This is a genomic window from Micromonospora arida (genome assembly GCF_003857035.1).
Taxonomy (GTDB): Bacteria; Actinomycetota; Actinomycetes; order Mycobacteriales; family Micromonosporaceae; genus Micromonospora; species Micromonospora arida.
This window is the reverse complement of record NZ_QGSY01000314.1, coordinates 1-13,322: the sequence shown is the minus strand read 5'-3', so window position 1 is coordinate 13,322 and position 13,322 is coordinate 1. Positions and strand designations below refer to the sequence as shown.

The window sequence follows — 13,322 nt, the reverse complement described above, 5'->3', positions numbered from 1 at the left end:
ATCATGTCACGCGCCCGTGGCCAATCCGGCCGAACCGGGCGCGTGACATGATTGCGCCATGGGGAAACAGCAGGACGTCGGCGCGTCCGACCGTCACAGCGAGTCCGGCACCACCGCCCACCGTCCGATCGGTGGCAGCGTTGACGCTCGGCTCGCCCTCGCCCAAGACCCCACAACGCCACAAATGACCCTTATCGACCTGGCGTCCGACCCATCGGAGCTGGTCCGCAAGGCGGTCGCCTCGCGGGCCGACGCACCCGCGCAGGCCCTTCGACCGCTCACCCGCGACCATGATCGTCAGGTCCGGGAGGCAGTGGCGAGGAACCCCTCCACGTCGATCGCCAACCTCATGCGCCTGGTCAAGGACGCCGACCGGTGGGTCCGCTGGGCGGTCGCCGGCAACCCGGCCTGTGACGAGTCGATCCGCAAGGTCATGTCGGAAACCTCGGACAAGGAGCTTCGCGGCCTCCTCGCGGAGAGTCGTGAGCTGGAGCCGGAGCTGGCCGCCAAGCTGATCGACGACGTGTCACCCGAGGTACGGGAACGACTCGGCACGCACACCCACGACCCCGACGTGATCAACGCCCTGCTGGCCGATCGCACCGCACGCGTACGCAAGGGGGTTGCCCGCAACCCGCGGACCACCGCCGCGCAGCGCAGTGCGCTCGCCGCGGACCCGGTGGTCGACGTCCGTGCCGCGCTGGTGCGGGCCGTCGAGCTGAGCGAGGCGGACCTGGCCCGTCTGGTCGACGACCGCGCGGTGCAGGTCCGACTGGCGATGGCGACGTCCGAGTTCGTTCCGCCGCACATCCGGGAGACGCTTACTCGCGATGCCGACGAGATGGTGGCCAGCGCGGCACGGGACTACCGCCCCGGCGCCGGCAACGCCTCCGCCGTGCGGGCACCCCGCATCGCGCACCGGCCCTCCGCCGGCGCGAGTCGATCGAGCGGCGGCACCGCCCAGTAGGACCACGTTCGCGCGTCACCGCTCCGACCAAGATCAGGTGATGAAAAGTAGTGTCCAGGAACCTTCCTGACCTATTTTTCATCACCTGATCGTCGTGCTCCGGCAGGGGAAGTGCAGCTCAGGTACTCAACCTGGCCTTGAGGCAGTCACAGCTTCGTCGCGATCGCCGCGGCCCACTGTCCGCGTCGACCCTCGCGAGGATGACAAGGGCCCACTCCAGTGATGAGTTGTCGCGTCCGCGCCCGTCATACCTACGACAGGACATGACGAGGCGGAAGGATGACGTGATGAGTGCGGACACGCGGCTGGAGGAGCTGGGCGTGAGTGGTCTGGGCGAGGTCGACGAGCCGGTGTTCTCGGGGCTGGCGCAGCGGCACCGGCGGGAGTTGCACGTGCACTGCTACCGGATGCTCGGCTCGTTCGAGGACGCCGAGGACACCGTGCAGGAGACGTTCCTGCGTGCCTGGCGGCGGCGGGAGACCTTCGAAGGGCGGTCGACCTTCCGGGCCTGGCTGTACCGCATCGCCACCAACGCCTGCCTGGACCTGCTCGCCAAGCGCCGCCCGGAGCCGGCGACCGGCGGCGAGGTGCTGTGGTTGCAGCCCTACCCGGATCGGTTGCTCGACGAGGTGCCCGCTGGCGACGCGGACGAGCCGGAGACCGTCGCCGTCGCGCGGGAGACGATCGAGCTGGCGTACCTGGTCGCGGTCCAGCACCTCGCGCCGCGTCCACGGGCCGTGCTGATCCTGCGGGACGTGCTCGGCTGGCCGGCCAGGGACGTCGCGGAGCTGCTCGGAGACTCGGTCAACTCGGTGAACAGCGCGCTGCAGCGGGCTCGCGCCGGCATGCGGGAGCACCTGCCCGCCGAGCGGCAGGACTGGACCGGCGGCGACGAGGACGCCGGCACGCGCGAGCTGGTACGCCGCTTCACCGACGCCAGCGTGGCCACGAACGTCGACGCGCTCGCTGCCATGCTGCGAGACGACGTCCGCTACTCGATGCCGCCCACGCCGGGCCTGTACGTCGGCCGTGACGCGGTGGTGAACAGCTGGGTCGAGGACGGCTTCGATGGCATGAAGGGCCTGCGTGCGGTCCCCACCTCGGTGAACCGCCAGCCCGCCGTCGCCTTCTACCACTGGCGGGAGCAGGAGGGCGCGTACCTGCCGTTGACGATCGACGTCCTGCGCATCACCGGCGGCGCGATCACCGAGGTCTTCATCTTTCACGACGACCAGTTCCCGCGGCTCGGGCTGCCGGAACGTCTGCCGGCGGACGGCACGGAGTAGTCCCGGTGCGGACGCTCACGCTGCGCGGTGGCGCGCGTGCCGAGGTGGTCGCGGCGGAGTGGCACGACGCGTTCGGCGTGGTCACCCGCGGGCGGGTGCAGTTGGAGCTGCGCGACGGCGAGCCCGGGCCGGTCTTCGGGCGCGATGCCGGCTTCTGGCTGCGCGGCACCGGCGTCCGCGCGCTGTGTAACCCCGACCGTCGTACGGCGGAAGTGCGTGTCTTCACGCCCGGCGCCGTCACACGGCAGGCAACACATTCCGTACGCCAGGCTCCGTATGAAGGAGACGACATGAACAGCATGAAGGACACCGGGATCGTGGCCGGTCCGGCCTCGGGCCCACCCCGCTACACGCACCGATTCCGTGGGCTCGCCGGCACCGGATTGATTGCCACGCTCGCGGCGATGGTGATCACCACCCTCGCCGCCGCATTGGCCCGGGCCGCTGGCGTCGACTTCGAGATCCCCGAGGGTGGCGAGACGATTCCGTTGTCCGGGTTCGCCGTGGTGACCGGCTTCTTCTCGATCGTGGGCGTCGTCATCGCCGTGGCTCTGCTCCGGTGGAGCGCTCGACCCGCCGACCGGTTCGTGTGGACGGCGGTGGCCTTGACTGTGATCTCGCTGGTCCCGCCCCTCATCTCCGGGGCGAACGCGGCCACCGTCACCGCCCTCCTCGGGCTGCACCTCGTCGCCGCGGCGGTGGTGATCCCCGTCCTGACACGGAGCCTGCGTACCCGGACCGACTGACGACACCTCGCGCACACCGAACCGCGCAGGGGGCCGGCCCATCGGGCCGGCCCCCTGCCTCACGCGCCGCTCGTCGGGCCGCCAACCGCGTCCCGGTCAGGTGGGCCGGTCTGCTCCCACAGTGACTTCATCTCGTCGAAGGCCTGCTCCATCAGTTGCACCATCGCCTGCCGGGCACGCTCCCCGTCGCGCCGCTGGATCGCCTGGGCGACGTCGGCGTGCATCTGGAGGGCCTGCTCATGCGGGTGGTGCGGCATGAGGTGGTGCTTGTGCCGGCCGGTGAGCACCTCCGCGACCAGCTCCTGGAGCCGGACGAACATCTCGTTGCCGGAGGCGAGCAGGACGCGCCGATGAAACTCGATGTCGAGGTGCAGGAACCGCTCCTCGTCACCGGCCTCGCCGGCCGCCCACATCTTCGCCGCCAGGCCGACCAGGTCACTCGCTTCGTCGCGGCCGATCCGGCTGGCGGCCAGGTAGGCCGCGTGCGGCTCGACGGCGGTGCGCAGCTCGGTGATCGAGCGGAGCTGGGCCATCCGGCCGGCCGAGGCGAGACGCCAGCGAATCACCTGCGGGTCGAAGACGTTCCACGCGCTCGCCGGTCGGATCATCACACCTACCCGTCGGCGCGCCTCGATGAATCCGATCGAGGCCAGCACTCGCAGCACCTCGCGGACGACCGAACGGGACACGGCGTAGCGGTCGACCAGCTCGTCGATGTTGAGGACCGATCCGGGTGCCAACTCGCCGCCGCAGATGGCGGTGCCGAGGTGTTCGAGGACGCGCGCGTGTAGCCCGGACTCGGCGGGGAGGGCCGGAGCGGCTGCAACCTCTGGTGAGGACGGTTCCACTCAAAGATCATATCATTTGCATCAACCTCTTGAGGTAATCAGCTTTTTCGGCCTAGCATCCCGATGTTAAGCGGATGTAACACCGAGGTAGCGGCTCTCTCGGGGGCGGCGACCACGACAGAAGGAGAGACAAGCGTGCGACGTCGATCGATAATCGGCACTTCTCTGGCTGTGGTCACCGCCATGAGCCTGGCCGCATGCGGCGGCGATGGCGGCGGCGAGGGCTCGAAGACCGTTCGCGTGACACTTGTCAACCACGTGTGGACCGAGAACATCAAGAAGGCCCTGCCGGAGTTCGAGAAGCAGTCCGGCCTCACTGTCGAAGTCACCCAGCTCGGCGAGGACCAGCTCTCCGACCAGTACAACGTCAAGCTGAACGCCGGGTCCACCGACCTCGACGTGATGATGTACCGGCCCCTGCAGGAGGGGAAGCTGTTCGGCAAGAACAAGTACCTCGCCGACCTGAGCGAGAAGGTCAAGTCCGACAGCGCCTTCGAGTTCGGTGACTTCCAGGCTGGGCCGGTGCAGGCGACGACCTATGAGGACAAGGTCGTCGGTCTGCCGATCATCACCGAGCAGGAGGTCCTCTACTACCGCAAGGACCTTCTGACGAAGTCCGGCTTCACCGCACCGCCCAAGACCCTGGACGAGCTCAAGGCGCAGGCCGCGAAGATCGAGGCCGACAACCCGGGCGTCGCCGGCTTCGTCGCCCGTACCGGCAAGGCCGCCGCGGTCACGCAGTTCTCCAGCTTCCTCTTCAGCTTCGGCGGCGACTTCGTGGACGCCAGTGGGAAGGCCACTGTCAACACCGAGCAGGCCAAGCAGGCGTACGCCTACTACGGCGGGCTGCTCAGGGACCACGGCCCGGAGAACATCAGCACCGACATGAGCTGGTCGGAGGCGATGGCGATCTTCACGCAGGGCAAGGCCGCCTTCTACACCGAGGCCAACTCGCTCTACAAGAACGCCACCGACCCGACCAAGTCCAAGGTCGTCGACTCCGTCGGCTTCACCGCCTTCCCGGCCGGCCCGGCCGGATCGAAGCCGTACAACATCCCCTCCTGGGCGCTCGGCATGAACGACAGCTCGGAGAACAAGGACAACGCCTGGAAGTTCATCCAGTGGGCGGCCGGCAAGGAGCAGGCGCTGGCGCAGCAGACGGCCGGCGTACCCGGTGCCCGTACCTCGGTCTGGGCCAACCCGGCGAGCACCGCGACCCTGCCGAAGGACCTTGCCGAGGCCAACACGGTCAGCACCGCCAACGGCGTCGGGCACGACCGTCCGCTGGTGGTCAAGGTGGCTGAGGCGCGGGAGATCGTCGGCCAGCCGATCGTCGACGCGATCACCGGCAAGGACGCCGCCAGCTCGGCGGACGCGGCGAACGCGGCGTTCCAGAAGTTCCTCGACGACGAGGCGAAGTAACCCACGCGCAGGGCGGCGGGGCCGACCGGCTCCGCCGCCTCGCCGGGACCTGACCCCTCCAACCCGGAGATCTCAATGTCAGCGGTTCTCACCCCCCGTACCGATTCGCCCGAGGCCCCCGCGGCGTCAGTGGACACGACGTCGGCCTGGTCGCGTTGGGCCAACGAACACCGCAAGTGGCTCTTCGCTGCACCCGCCATGGCGTTCGTCGCCGTGTTGATCATCTTTCCGGTGGCGTGGACCGGGTACCTGAGCCTGACCGACGCAGAGGGTTCGGTACGCGCCGAGTCCGAGTTCATCGGTTTCCAGAACTACCTCGACGTGCTCACCGACACCGACCGGTTCTGGCCGGCGGTCTGGCGTACGGTCCTCTTCACCGGCGTCGTGTTGTTCTTCGAGGTCATTCTCGGCATGGCGATCGCCCTGCTGCTGTGGCGGCCCTTCCGCGGTGAGAAGTGGGTCCGCGTCGCGATCCTCCTGCCGCTGGTGGCCACTCCGGTGGCGGTCGGCATGATGTGGCGCCTGATCTTCGACCCCAACATCGGGATGGCGAACCAACTGCTCGGCTGGATCGGCATCGGCCCCCAACCCTGGCTGGCCGGGCAGCACTCGGCCCTGCCGACGACGATGTTCATCGACATCTGGCAGTGGACCCCGATGGTCGTGCTGATCCTGCTCGCCGGGCTCACCTCGCTGTCCGACGAGCCCCAGGAGGCGGCCCGGATCGACGGCGCCAGCAGTTGGCAGCGGTTCCGGCACGTCACCCTCCCGCTGCTGATGCCCACGGTGATCGTCGCCATCCTGCTACGTGGCATCGACGCGTTGAAGACGTTCGACATCCTCTACGCCACCAAGGGGCGCGGCGGCGGATCGTTCCACGAGGTCGAGACCCTCAACGTGTACGCGTACGGCCTCAGCTTCGACTACAACGACTACGGCGTCTCCTCGACCGTCCTCATCATCTTCTTCCTGATCATCATCGGGGTGATGTGGGCCCTCACCTATCGCAAGAAGGGGCTGGGCCGATGAAGCCGAGCAAGCCGTACCGGGTGTTCCGCAACTCGGCTCTCGTCGTCGTGGTGTTCGCGCTGATGGCGCCGCTGCTCTGGATGATCGCCGCGTCGTTCAAGACCAACGTGGACATCTACGACACCGCCAAGGCGTTCGTCTTCTCGCCCAGCCTGAAGAACTACGAGACCGTCCTCCAGCAGGCCAACTATCTCGAGTTCATCGGCAACAGCCTCTGGGTGGCGTTCGCGGCCACCACGCTCTCGCTCCTGCTGGGGGTGCCCGCCGCCTACTCCATGAGCCGCTTCAACATGAAGAAGTCGGCGCTCGTCGTGCTCATGGCCCGGGTGATCCCGGGCGTCTCGCTCCTGGTGCCCTGGTACTACGTCTTCTCGAACCTGAAGCTGGTCGGCGGGTTCAGCGTGCTGATCCTGAGCCACATGTTCGTGTCGCTGCCGCTGATCGTCTACATCATGATGGGCTACTTCGACGGCCTGCCGACCGAGCTGGAAGAGGCGGCGCTGGTCGACGGGCTGACCCACATCGGCGCGTTCCGGCGGATCACCCTGCCGCTGTCGGTGCCCGGCGTCGCGACCGCCGGCATCCTCTCGTTCATCTTCTCCTGGAACAACTTCATGTTCGCCCTGGTGCTCTCCGGCTCCGACACCAAGACGCTGCCCGTGGCGATCTTCGACTTCGTCGGCTACGCCAGCATCGACTGGGGCGGCCTGATGGCCGCCGCGACAGTGGTCACCCTGCCGATCATGCTGATCGCCCTGTTCGTGCAGAAGTACGTCGTCTCCGGCCTCACCGCCGGTGCCACGAAGGGCTGACCGCGACATGACGACGATCGCGAAGGTGGAGACGTTCCTGGTCGCGCCCCGCTGGCTGTTCGTCCGGATCGAGACTGAGTCCGGCATCGTCGGCTGGGGCGAGGCGACCTGCGAGGGCCGGTCCGAGACCGTGCGCACTGCCGTCCACCAACTCAGCGAGCTGCTCACGGGACGGGACGCCCTGCGCATCGAGGACCACTGGCAGGTGCTGACCAAGGGGTCCTTCTACCGGGGCGGCCCGATCCTGGCCAGCGCGGTGTCCGGTCTGGACCAGGCGCTCTGGGACATCGCCGGTAAGCACTACGGCGCTCCCGTGCACCAGCTCCTCGGTGGGCCGGTCCGGGATCGGATCCGGGTCTACGGCTGGATCGGTGGTGACGAGCCCGCCGAGATCCGCGACCAGATCAGCGCCCGGATCGAGGCGGGCCTGACCGCGGTGAAGATGAACGCGTCCGGGCGGATGGGCGCGCTCGCCTCGGTCGCCGACCTCGACGCGGTGGTGCAGCGGGTGGCCGTCGCCCGCGAGGTCCTCGGCGACGACCGCGACGTCGCTGTCGACTTCCACGGTCGGTTCACCCTCGCCAACGTCCGGCGGGTCGCCCCGCTGCTGGAGCCGTACCGGCCGTTCTTCCTGGAAGAACCGGTGGTGCCGGAGAACTCGCACCTGATCGGTGAGGTCGTCCGCTGCACCACCACCCCCATCTCGACGGGGGAGCGGCTCTACAGCCGGCAGGAGTTCCTGCCCGTGTTGCAGGCCGGCATCGCCGTGGCCCAGCCGGACCTCGCGCACGCTGGCGGCATCACCGAGGTTCGCAAGATCGCCACGTTGGCCGAGCTGTACGACGTGCAGATCGCCCCGCACTGCCCGCTCGGGCCGATCGCCCTCGCCGCCTGCCTCCAGGTCGGCTTCGCCACACCCAACTTCCTGATCCAGGAACAGAGCATCGGCATCCACTACAACCAGGGCGCCGAGGTGCTCGACTACTGCCTCGACCAGACCCCGCTGACCTTCGTCGACGGGTACGTGCAGCGGTTGACAGCGCCCGGTCTCGGCATCGAGATCGACGAACACGCCGTGCGGACCGCGGACAAGCGCGGGCACGCCTGGCGCAGCCCGACCTGGCGGCACCCCGACGGCTCCTACGCGGAGTGGTGAGACCCCGACCGGCAAGAACGAAAGGCACCCCGTGAAGATCGTCGCAGCGGACATCATCGTGACCAGCCCCGACCGGAACTTCGTCACCCTCAAGATCACCACTGATGAGGGCATCACCGGTCTGGGCGACGCCACGCTCAACGGCCGCGAGCTCTCCGTCGCCTCCTACCTGCGCGACCACGTCGCCCCGCTGCTGATGGGACGGGACCCGCACCGGATCGAGGACACCTGGCAGTTCCTCTACCGCTCGGCGTACTGGCGGCGGGGCCCGGTCACCATGGCGGCCATCGCCGCGGTGGACGTCGCGCTCTGGGACATCAAGGCCAAGGCCGCGGGCATGCCGCTGTACCAACTGCTGGGCGGCGCGTCCCGCACCGGCATCATGGCGTACGGGCACGCGTCGGGGCGGGACATCCCCGAGCTGTTCGACTCGATCCGTCGCCACCTCGACGAGGGCTTCCGGTCGATCCGGGTGCAGACCTCGGTGCCGGGGATCAACGCGGTCTACGGCGTGGCAGCACAACCCAGTTCCACCGGCCAGCGCTACGACTACGAGCCCGCGCAGCGCACCCCGCTGCCCGCCGAGGAGGACTGGGACACCCGCGCGTACCTGCGCCACCTGCCGTCGGTCTTCGAGGCGGTGCGCGGCGAGTTCGGCCCGGAGTTGCCGCTGCTGCACGACGGTCACCACCGGATGACCCCGATCCAGGCCGCCAAGCTCGGCAAGGCGCTCGAACCGTACGACCTGTTCTGGCTGGAGGACTGCACCCCGGCCGAGAACCAGGAGGCGCTGCGGCTGGTCCGCCAGCACACCACCACCCCGCTGGCCATCGGTGAGGTCTTCAACACGGTCTGGGACTACCAGACCCTGATCCGGGAGCAGTTGATCGACTACGTCCGGTCGGCGGTCACCCACACCGGCGGCATCACCGCCATGCGCAAGCTGCTCGACTTCGCCGCCCAGTATCAGATCAAGTCCGGCATCCACGGACCCACCGACATCTCCCCGGTGGGCATGGCCGCGGCCCTGCACCTGGACCTGGCGATCCACAACTTCGGGATCCAGGAGTACATGAAGCACACCCCGCTGGCCAACGAGGTGTTCCGGCAGTCGTTCACCTTCACCGACGGCTACCTGCACCCGGGCGACCAACCGGGGCTCGGGGTGGAGCTCGACGAGGAGGCGGCGGCACGGTTCCCGTACGAGCCGGCGTACCTGCCGTTCAACCGGCTCAAGGACGGCACGGTCCATGACTGGTGAGCGGCGCGGCGCCCGGCCCACCCGGCATGTCGTGGTGATGGGCGTCTCCGGGGCCGGCAAGACCACTGTGGCGCGTGGGATCGGCGCGGCGACGGGGCTGACATTCGCCGAGGCGGACGAGTTCCACTCCCCGCAGAACGTGGCGCGGATGCGCTCCGGCGTACCGCTGGACGACACCACCCGGTGGCCCTGGCTGCGGGACATCGCCGGGTGGATCACCGATCGCGGCGCCGAGGGCCGCTCGACGGTGCTGGCCTGCTCGGCGTTGAAGCGGTCGTACCGGGACGTGCTCCGTCAGGGCCCGCTCCGGGTGGACTTCGTGCACCTGGACGGGCCGGTGGAGGTCATCCGAGCCCGATTGGCCCGGCGCGAGGGGCATTACATGCCGGCCAGTCTGCTGGAGTCGCAGCTCGCCACGCTGGAACCGGCCGAGCCGGACGAGTCGGTGCTCGTACTCGATGTCTCGCTGGCCCCGGAGGCACTGGTCGCGGCGGCCGTCAAGGGTCTCGGTCTGCCGGCTTCGGTGCCGTCGGGGAAGCACCAGGACCGCGGGTCAAATCCCACGTCGGGGGCATGTTAGGTTAGCCTGCCCTAATCATAAGTGGAGTCCGTCGCCGTGCCCTCATCGATCCGAGCATGACAGTCGCCGAGACCACCGGTGGTGTGGTGCTCCGTCGCGCGCTGCGTCGACAGCGCGCCCGGGTGGCCGGCGGCATCGCGCTGCTCTGCACCCACCAGGCCACCGAAGCCCTCGTCCCGGTGGCCATCGGCGTGGTCATCGACCGTGCGGTGGCCACCGGGGACGTCCGGGCCCTGCTGCTCTCGCTGGCCGGCCTGGCCGCCCTGTTCACAGTGCTCGCCTTCGCCTACCGGGCCGGCGCACGACTGGCGTTCGCTGCCGTCGAACACGAGGCGCACGCCACCCGGGTCGAGATCGTCCGCAGCGCCCTCGATCCGCGTGGACGCCGGTCCGGCATGCGCGACGGCGAACTGCTCTCCGTGACGGCCTCCGACGCCGAGCTGTCCGCGCTCGTCGTGCGGGTCGCGGGACTCACCGCCGCGGCGCTCACCGCCATCGTGGTCGCGGCCGTCGCGCTGCTCGTCGTCGACATTCCTCTCGGCCTCGGGGTGCTCATCGGCGTACCCCTGCTGGTCTTCGCCCTCCAGCGGATGGCGCCGCTGCTCACCCGGCGCAGCACGTCGCAGCAGGAGGCGCTCGCCGCCACGACCGCGCTCGCCGTCGACCTCGTCAGCGGCCTGCGCGTGCTGCGCGGCATCGGCGCACAGGACCACGCCGCCCGCCGGTACGCGGGAGCCAGCCGTCACGCGCTCGACGTCACCCTGCGCGCCGCCACCACCAAGGGTCTGCACCTCGGGCTCACCACCACTGTCAACGGCCTCTTCCTCGCCACGGTCGCCGGCTTCGCCGGTTGGCTCGCACTACAGGGCCGGCTCACCATCGGCGAGCTCGTCGCCGTGGTCGGGCTGGCCCAGTTCATCGCCGAGCCGGTGCAGACGCTCGGGTACTGCGTCCAGCTGTTCGCCATGGCCCGAGCCTCCGCGGGACGGGTGGCCAGGGTCCTCGGCGCCGCGCCGGCCGTCCAGCCGGGCGACGCCGGGCCGCCCGCCCCGAGCCCCTCCCGGCTCACCCTCGACGGGGTCTCGTACGCGGGCCTCGACGACGTCAGCCTGCGCGTCCGCGCCGGTGAGATCCTGGGCGTGCTCGCCTACGATCCGAGCGAGGCTGAGGCGCTGGTCGCGCTGCTGGCCGGTCGGGTGCCCCGCGCGGACCACCGGGGGACGATCCGCGTCGACGACGTGCCCGCCGACGATCTGCACATCGACGCCGCGCGCACCGTGGTCCTGGTCGAGCAGCATGACGTGGCCCTGTTCGAGGGGACCCTGCGCGCCAATCTCAGCGCCGGCGCCTCCGTCGACGACGAGGTACTGCGTGCCGCCGTGCGGGCTGCCGCAGCCGAGGACGTGCTCGCCGCGCACCCACACGGATTCGACCGCCTGCTCACCGAACGCGGAGCGAACCTCTCCGGTGGGCAGCGGCAGCGGATCGGGCTCGCGAGGGCGCTCGTCGCCGACCCGCCGGTGCTGGTGCTGCACAACCCCACCACGGCGGTCGACGCGGTGACCGAGGGGTTGCTCGCCACCAGGTTGGCCGGGGCGCGCGGGGCGGGAAACCGCGGCACGGTGCTGATCACCACCAGCCCGGCGCTGCTGCGGATCACCGACCGGGTCGCGGTGATCGACCGGGGACGGGTCGTCGTCGAGGGTCCGCACGAGCGGTTGCTCGCCAGCGACGCCCGCTACCGGGAGGAAACCCTGCGATGACGTCCGAGCCGATCACCCGGCAACTGCTGCCCACGGCCACCGGCCGGCAGACCTGGGTCGCCCTCCGTACCGAGTTGGCCCTCCTGCCAGGGCTCAGCGCCGCCGCCGGCACGTTGCTGGTCGTCGCCGCCGCGACCGGGCTGGTCGCCCCCTGGGTGCTCGGTCGCCTCGTCGACGACGTCATCGCCGGGACCGACACGCCTCGGGTGATCGCCTGGGCCGGCGTGATCGCGGGCGCCGCCGTGATCGCGGGGCTCCTCACCGCGGCCGGAGCGGCGGTCGCCGCGCGCCTCGGCGAGACCGTGCTGGCCCGACTCCGGGAGCGGGTCCTCGACCGCGCCCTGCACCTGCCGTCGGCCACCCTGGAGCGAGCCGGGACCGGGGACCTGGTGGCCCGTGCCGGCGACGACGTGGCAGTGGTGACGAATGTGATCGCCACCAGCGGCCCCGCCTTCCTCGGCGCGCTGCTGTCCGTCGTGCTGACCGCGGCGGGGCTCTTCGCCCTCGACTGGCGGCTCGGCATCGCCGGCTTGGCCGCGGCCCCGGCGTACGCGGTGGCGCTGCGCTGGTACCTCAAGCGGTCGGTGCCGTACTACGCCCGCGAGCGGGTGGCGACGGGCGAGCGCGCGCAGGCGACGGCCGAGGCGCTGCGGGGGGCGGCCACCGTGCGCGCCTACCGGATGGAGGACGCCCACGTCGCGCGGATCGCGGAGCGCTCCGGCGTCGCCCGCGACCTGTCGCTGGAGATCTTCGGTCTCTACACCCGCTTCGGCCTGCGCATCAACCGCTCGGAGTTCGTGGGGCTCGCCGCCGTGCTGCTAGCCGGCTTCCTGCTGGTACGCGGTGACCTGGCCACCATCGGCGCCGCCACCACTGCCGCCCTCTACTTCCACCGCCTCTTCAACCCCATCGGCCTGCTGCTGTTCGAGTCGGACTCGGTGTTGCAGGCCGGGGCCAGCCTGGCCCGACTCGTCGGGGTCACCACCCTGCCGGACACCGCGACCCCCGCCGGCACCGAGCCCAACCGCCACGATCGGGGCGTACCGGCGGCACTGGAGGTGACCGTCGGGCAGCACCGCTACGACGACGGGCCGGTGGTGCTGCGGGACATCCGCCTGCGTCTCGCCCCCGGGGAGCGCGTCGCCCTGGTCGGCGCGAGCGGCGCGGGCAAGAGCACCCTCGCCGGCATCATCGCCGGCATCATCGCGCCCACCGACGGCGCGGTGACCCTGCGCGGCGTGCCGCTGACACAGCTCGACGAGCACCGCCTCCGTCGCGAGATCGCTCTGATCAGCCAGGAGGTGCACGTCTTCGCCGGGCCGCTCGCCGACGACCTGCGCCTCGCCGACCCGGACGCCACCGACGCCGAGATCGCCGCCGCCCTCGACCTCGTCGGCGCCACCGAGTGGGTGCGGACCCTGCCGGAGGGCCTCGCCACCGCGGTGGGGGAGG

12 protein-coding genes are annotated in these 13,322 nt (G+C 70.2%); 11 read left to right on the top strand and 1 reads right to left on the bottom strand.

Features of this window, described 5'->3' with window-relative positions; all coding sequences use genetic code 11:
• Positions 1–58 precede the first annotated feature (58 nt).
• The 3 genes from DLJ58_RS31335 (at position 59) to DLJ58_RS31325 (ending at position 2,999) form a co-directional block, all read left to right on the top strand.
• Positions 59–967, top strand: coding sequence for a hypothetical protein (locus DLJ58_RS31335; protein ID WP_124862085.1), 909 nt, complete (start codon positions 59–61; stop codon positions 965–967).
• A gap of 284 nt (positions 968–1,251) precedes the next feature.
• Entirely contained in the window at positions 1,252–2,253 is a 1,002-nt protein-coding gene (locus tag DLJ58_RS31330) for an RNA polymerase subunit sigma-70 (protein WP_425271361.1), read from the top strand.
• A 5-nt stretch (positions 2,254–2,258) separates the two neighbouring features.
• The gene (locus DLJ58_RS31325) at positions 2,259–2,999 is read left to right on the top strand and encodes a DUF6069 family protein (protein ID WP_124862079.1); all 741 of its coding nucleotides are present in this window, start codon (positions 2,259–2,261) and stop codon (positions 2,997–2,999) included.
• Positions 3,000–3,058: 59 nt separating this feature from the next.
• On the opposite strand, the gene DLJ58_RS31320 is transcribed toward DLJ58_RS31325, so the two are convergent.
• Positions 3,059–3,847 carry a FadR/GntR family transcriptional regulator gene (locus DLJ58_RS31320; RefSeq protein ID WP_124862076.1) on the bottom strand — a complete coding sequence of 263 codons (789 nt, stop codon included), beginning with the start codon at positions 3,845–3,847 and terminating at the stop codon, positions 3,059–3,061.
• 183 nt (positions 3,848–4,030) lie between these two features.
• On the opposite strand from DLJ58_RS31320, the gene DLJ58_RS31315 reads away from it, so the two are divergent.
• From DLJ58_RS31315 to DLJ58_RS31280, 8 genes are all read left to right on the top strand, one after another.
• On the top strand, positions 4,031–5,269 hold the full coding sequence (locus tag DLJ58_RS31315; RefSeq protein ID WP_244219209.1) for an ABC transporter substrate-binding protein: 1,239 nt from the start codon (positions 4,031–4,033) through the stop codon (positions 5,267–5,269).
• Between the two features lie 75 nt (positions 5,270–5,344).
• Positions 5,345–6,298 carry a carbohydrate ABC transporter permease gene (locus tag DLJ58_RS31310; RefSeq protein WP_208646462.1) on the top strand — a complete coding sequence of 318 codons (954 nt, stop codon included), beginning with the start codon at positions 5,345–5,347 and terminating at the stop codon, positions 6,296–6,298.
• Positions 6,295–7,110, top strand: a complete 816-nt coding sequence (locus DLJ58_RS31305; protein WP_112588853.1) for a carbohydrate ABC transporter permease — start codon at positions 6,295–6,297, stop codon at positions 7,108–7,110. The genes DLJ58_RS31310 and DLJ58_RS31305 overlap by 4 nt, the downstream gene beginning before the upstream one ends.
• 7 nt (positions 7,111–7,117) lie before the next feature.
• A complete protein-coding gene (gene dgoD / locus DLJ58_RS31300) occupies positions 7,118–8,266 on the top strand; it encodes a galactonate dehydratase (protein ID WP_124862070.1) in 1,149 nt (382 codons plus the stop codon).
• Between the two features lie 31 nt (positions 8,267–8,297).
• Positions 8,298–9,527, top strand: a complete 1,230-nt coding sequence (gene manD / locus DLJ58_RS31295) for a D-mannonate dehydratase ManD (protein WP_112619703.1) — start codon at positions 8,298–8,300, stop codon at positions 9,525–9,527.
• Complete coding sequence (locus DLJ58_RS31290; protein WP_124862067.1) at positions 9,517–10,107, top strand: gluconokinase; 591 nt, start codon at positions 9,517–9,519, stop codon at positions 10,105–10,107. Before manD ends, DLJ58_RS31290 begins: the two co-directional genes overlap by 11 nt.
• Positions 10,108–10,163: 56 nt before the next feature.
• The gene (locus DLJ58_RS31285) at positions 10,164–11,870 is read left to right on the top strand and encodes an ABC transporter transmembrane domain-containing protein (RefSeq protein ID WP_124862064.1); all 1,707 of its coding nucleotides are present in this window, start codon (positions 10,164–10,166) and stop codon (positions 11,868–11,870) included.
• On the top strand, positions 11,867–13,322 hold a 1,456-nt coding region (locus tag DLJ58_RS31280; RefSeq protein ID WP_148098025.1), incomplete at its 3' end, for an ABC transporter ATP-binding protein. The genes DLJ58_RS31285 and DLJ58_RS31280, both read left to right, overlap by 4 nt.

What these genes read in the sequence shown, in the direction of transcription:
- DLJ58_RS31335 (WP_124862085.1), top strand. Translation starts at nt 59, where the DNA reads ATGGGGAAACAGCAGGACGTCGGCGCGTCCGACCGTCACAGCGAGTCC.
- DLJ58_RS31315 (WP_244219209.1), top strand. Translation starts at nt 4,031, where the DNA reads ATGAGCCTGGCCGCATGCGGCGGCGATGGCGGCGGCGAGGGCTCGAAG.
- DLJ58_RS31310 (WP_208646462.1), top strand. Translation starts at nt 5,345, where the DNA reads ATGTCAGCGGTTCTCACCCCCCGTACCGATTCGCCCGAGGCCCCCGCG.
- DLJ58_RS31305 (WP_112588853.1), top strand. Translation starts at nt 6,295, where the DNA reads ATGAAGCCGAGCAAGCCGTACCGGGTGTTCCGCAACTCGGCTCTCGTC.
- dgoD (WP_124862070.1), top strand. Translation starts at nt 7,118, where the DNA reads ATGACGACGATCGCGAAGGTGGAGACGTTCCTGGTCGCGCCCCGCTGG.
- DLJ58_RS31290 (WP_124862067.1), top strand. Translation starts at nt 9,517, where the DNA reads ATGACTGGTGAGCGGCGCGGCGCCCGGCCCACCCGGCATGTCGTGGTG.
- DLJ58_RS31285 (WP_124862064.1), top strand. Translation starts at nt 10,164, where the DNA reads ATGACAGTCGCCGAGACCACCGGTGGTGTGGTGCTCCGTCGCGCGCTG.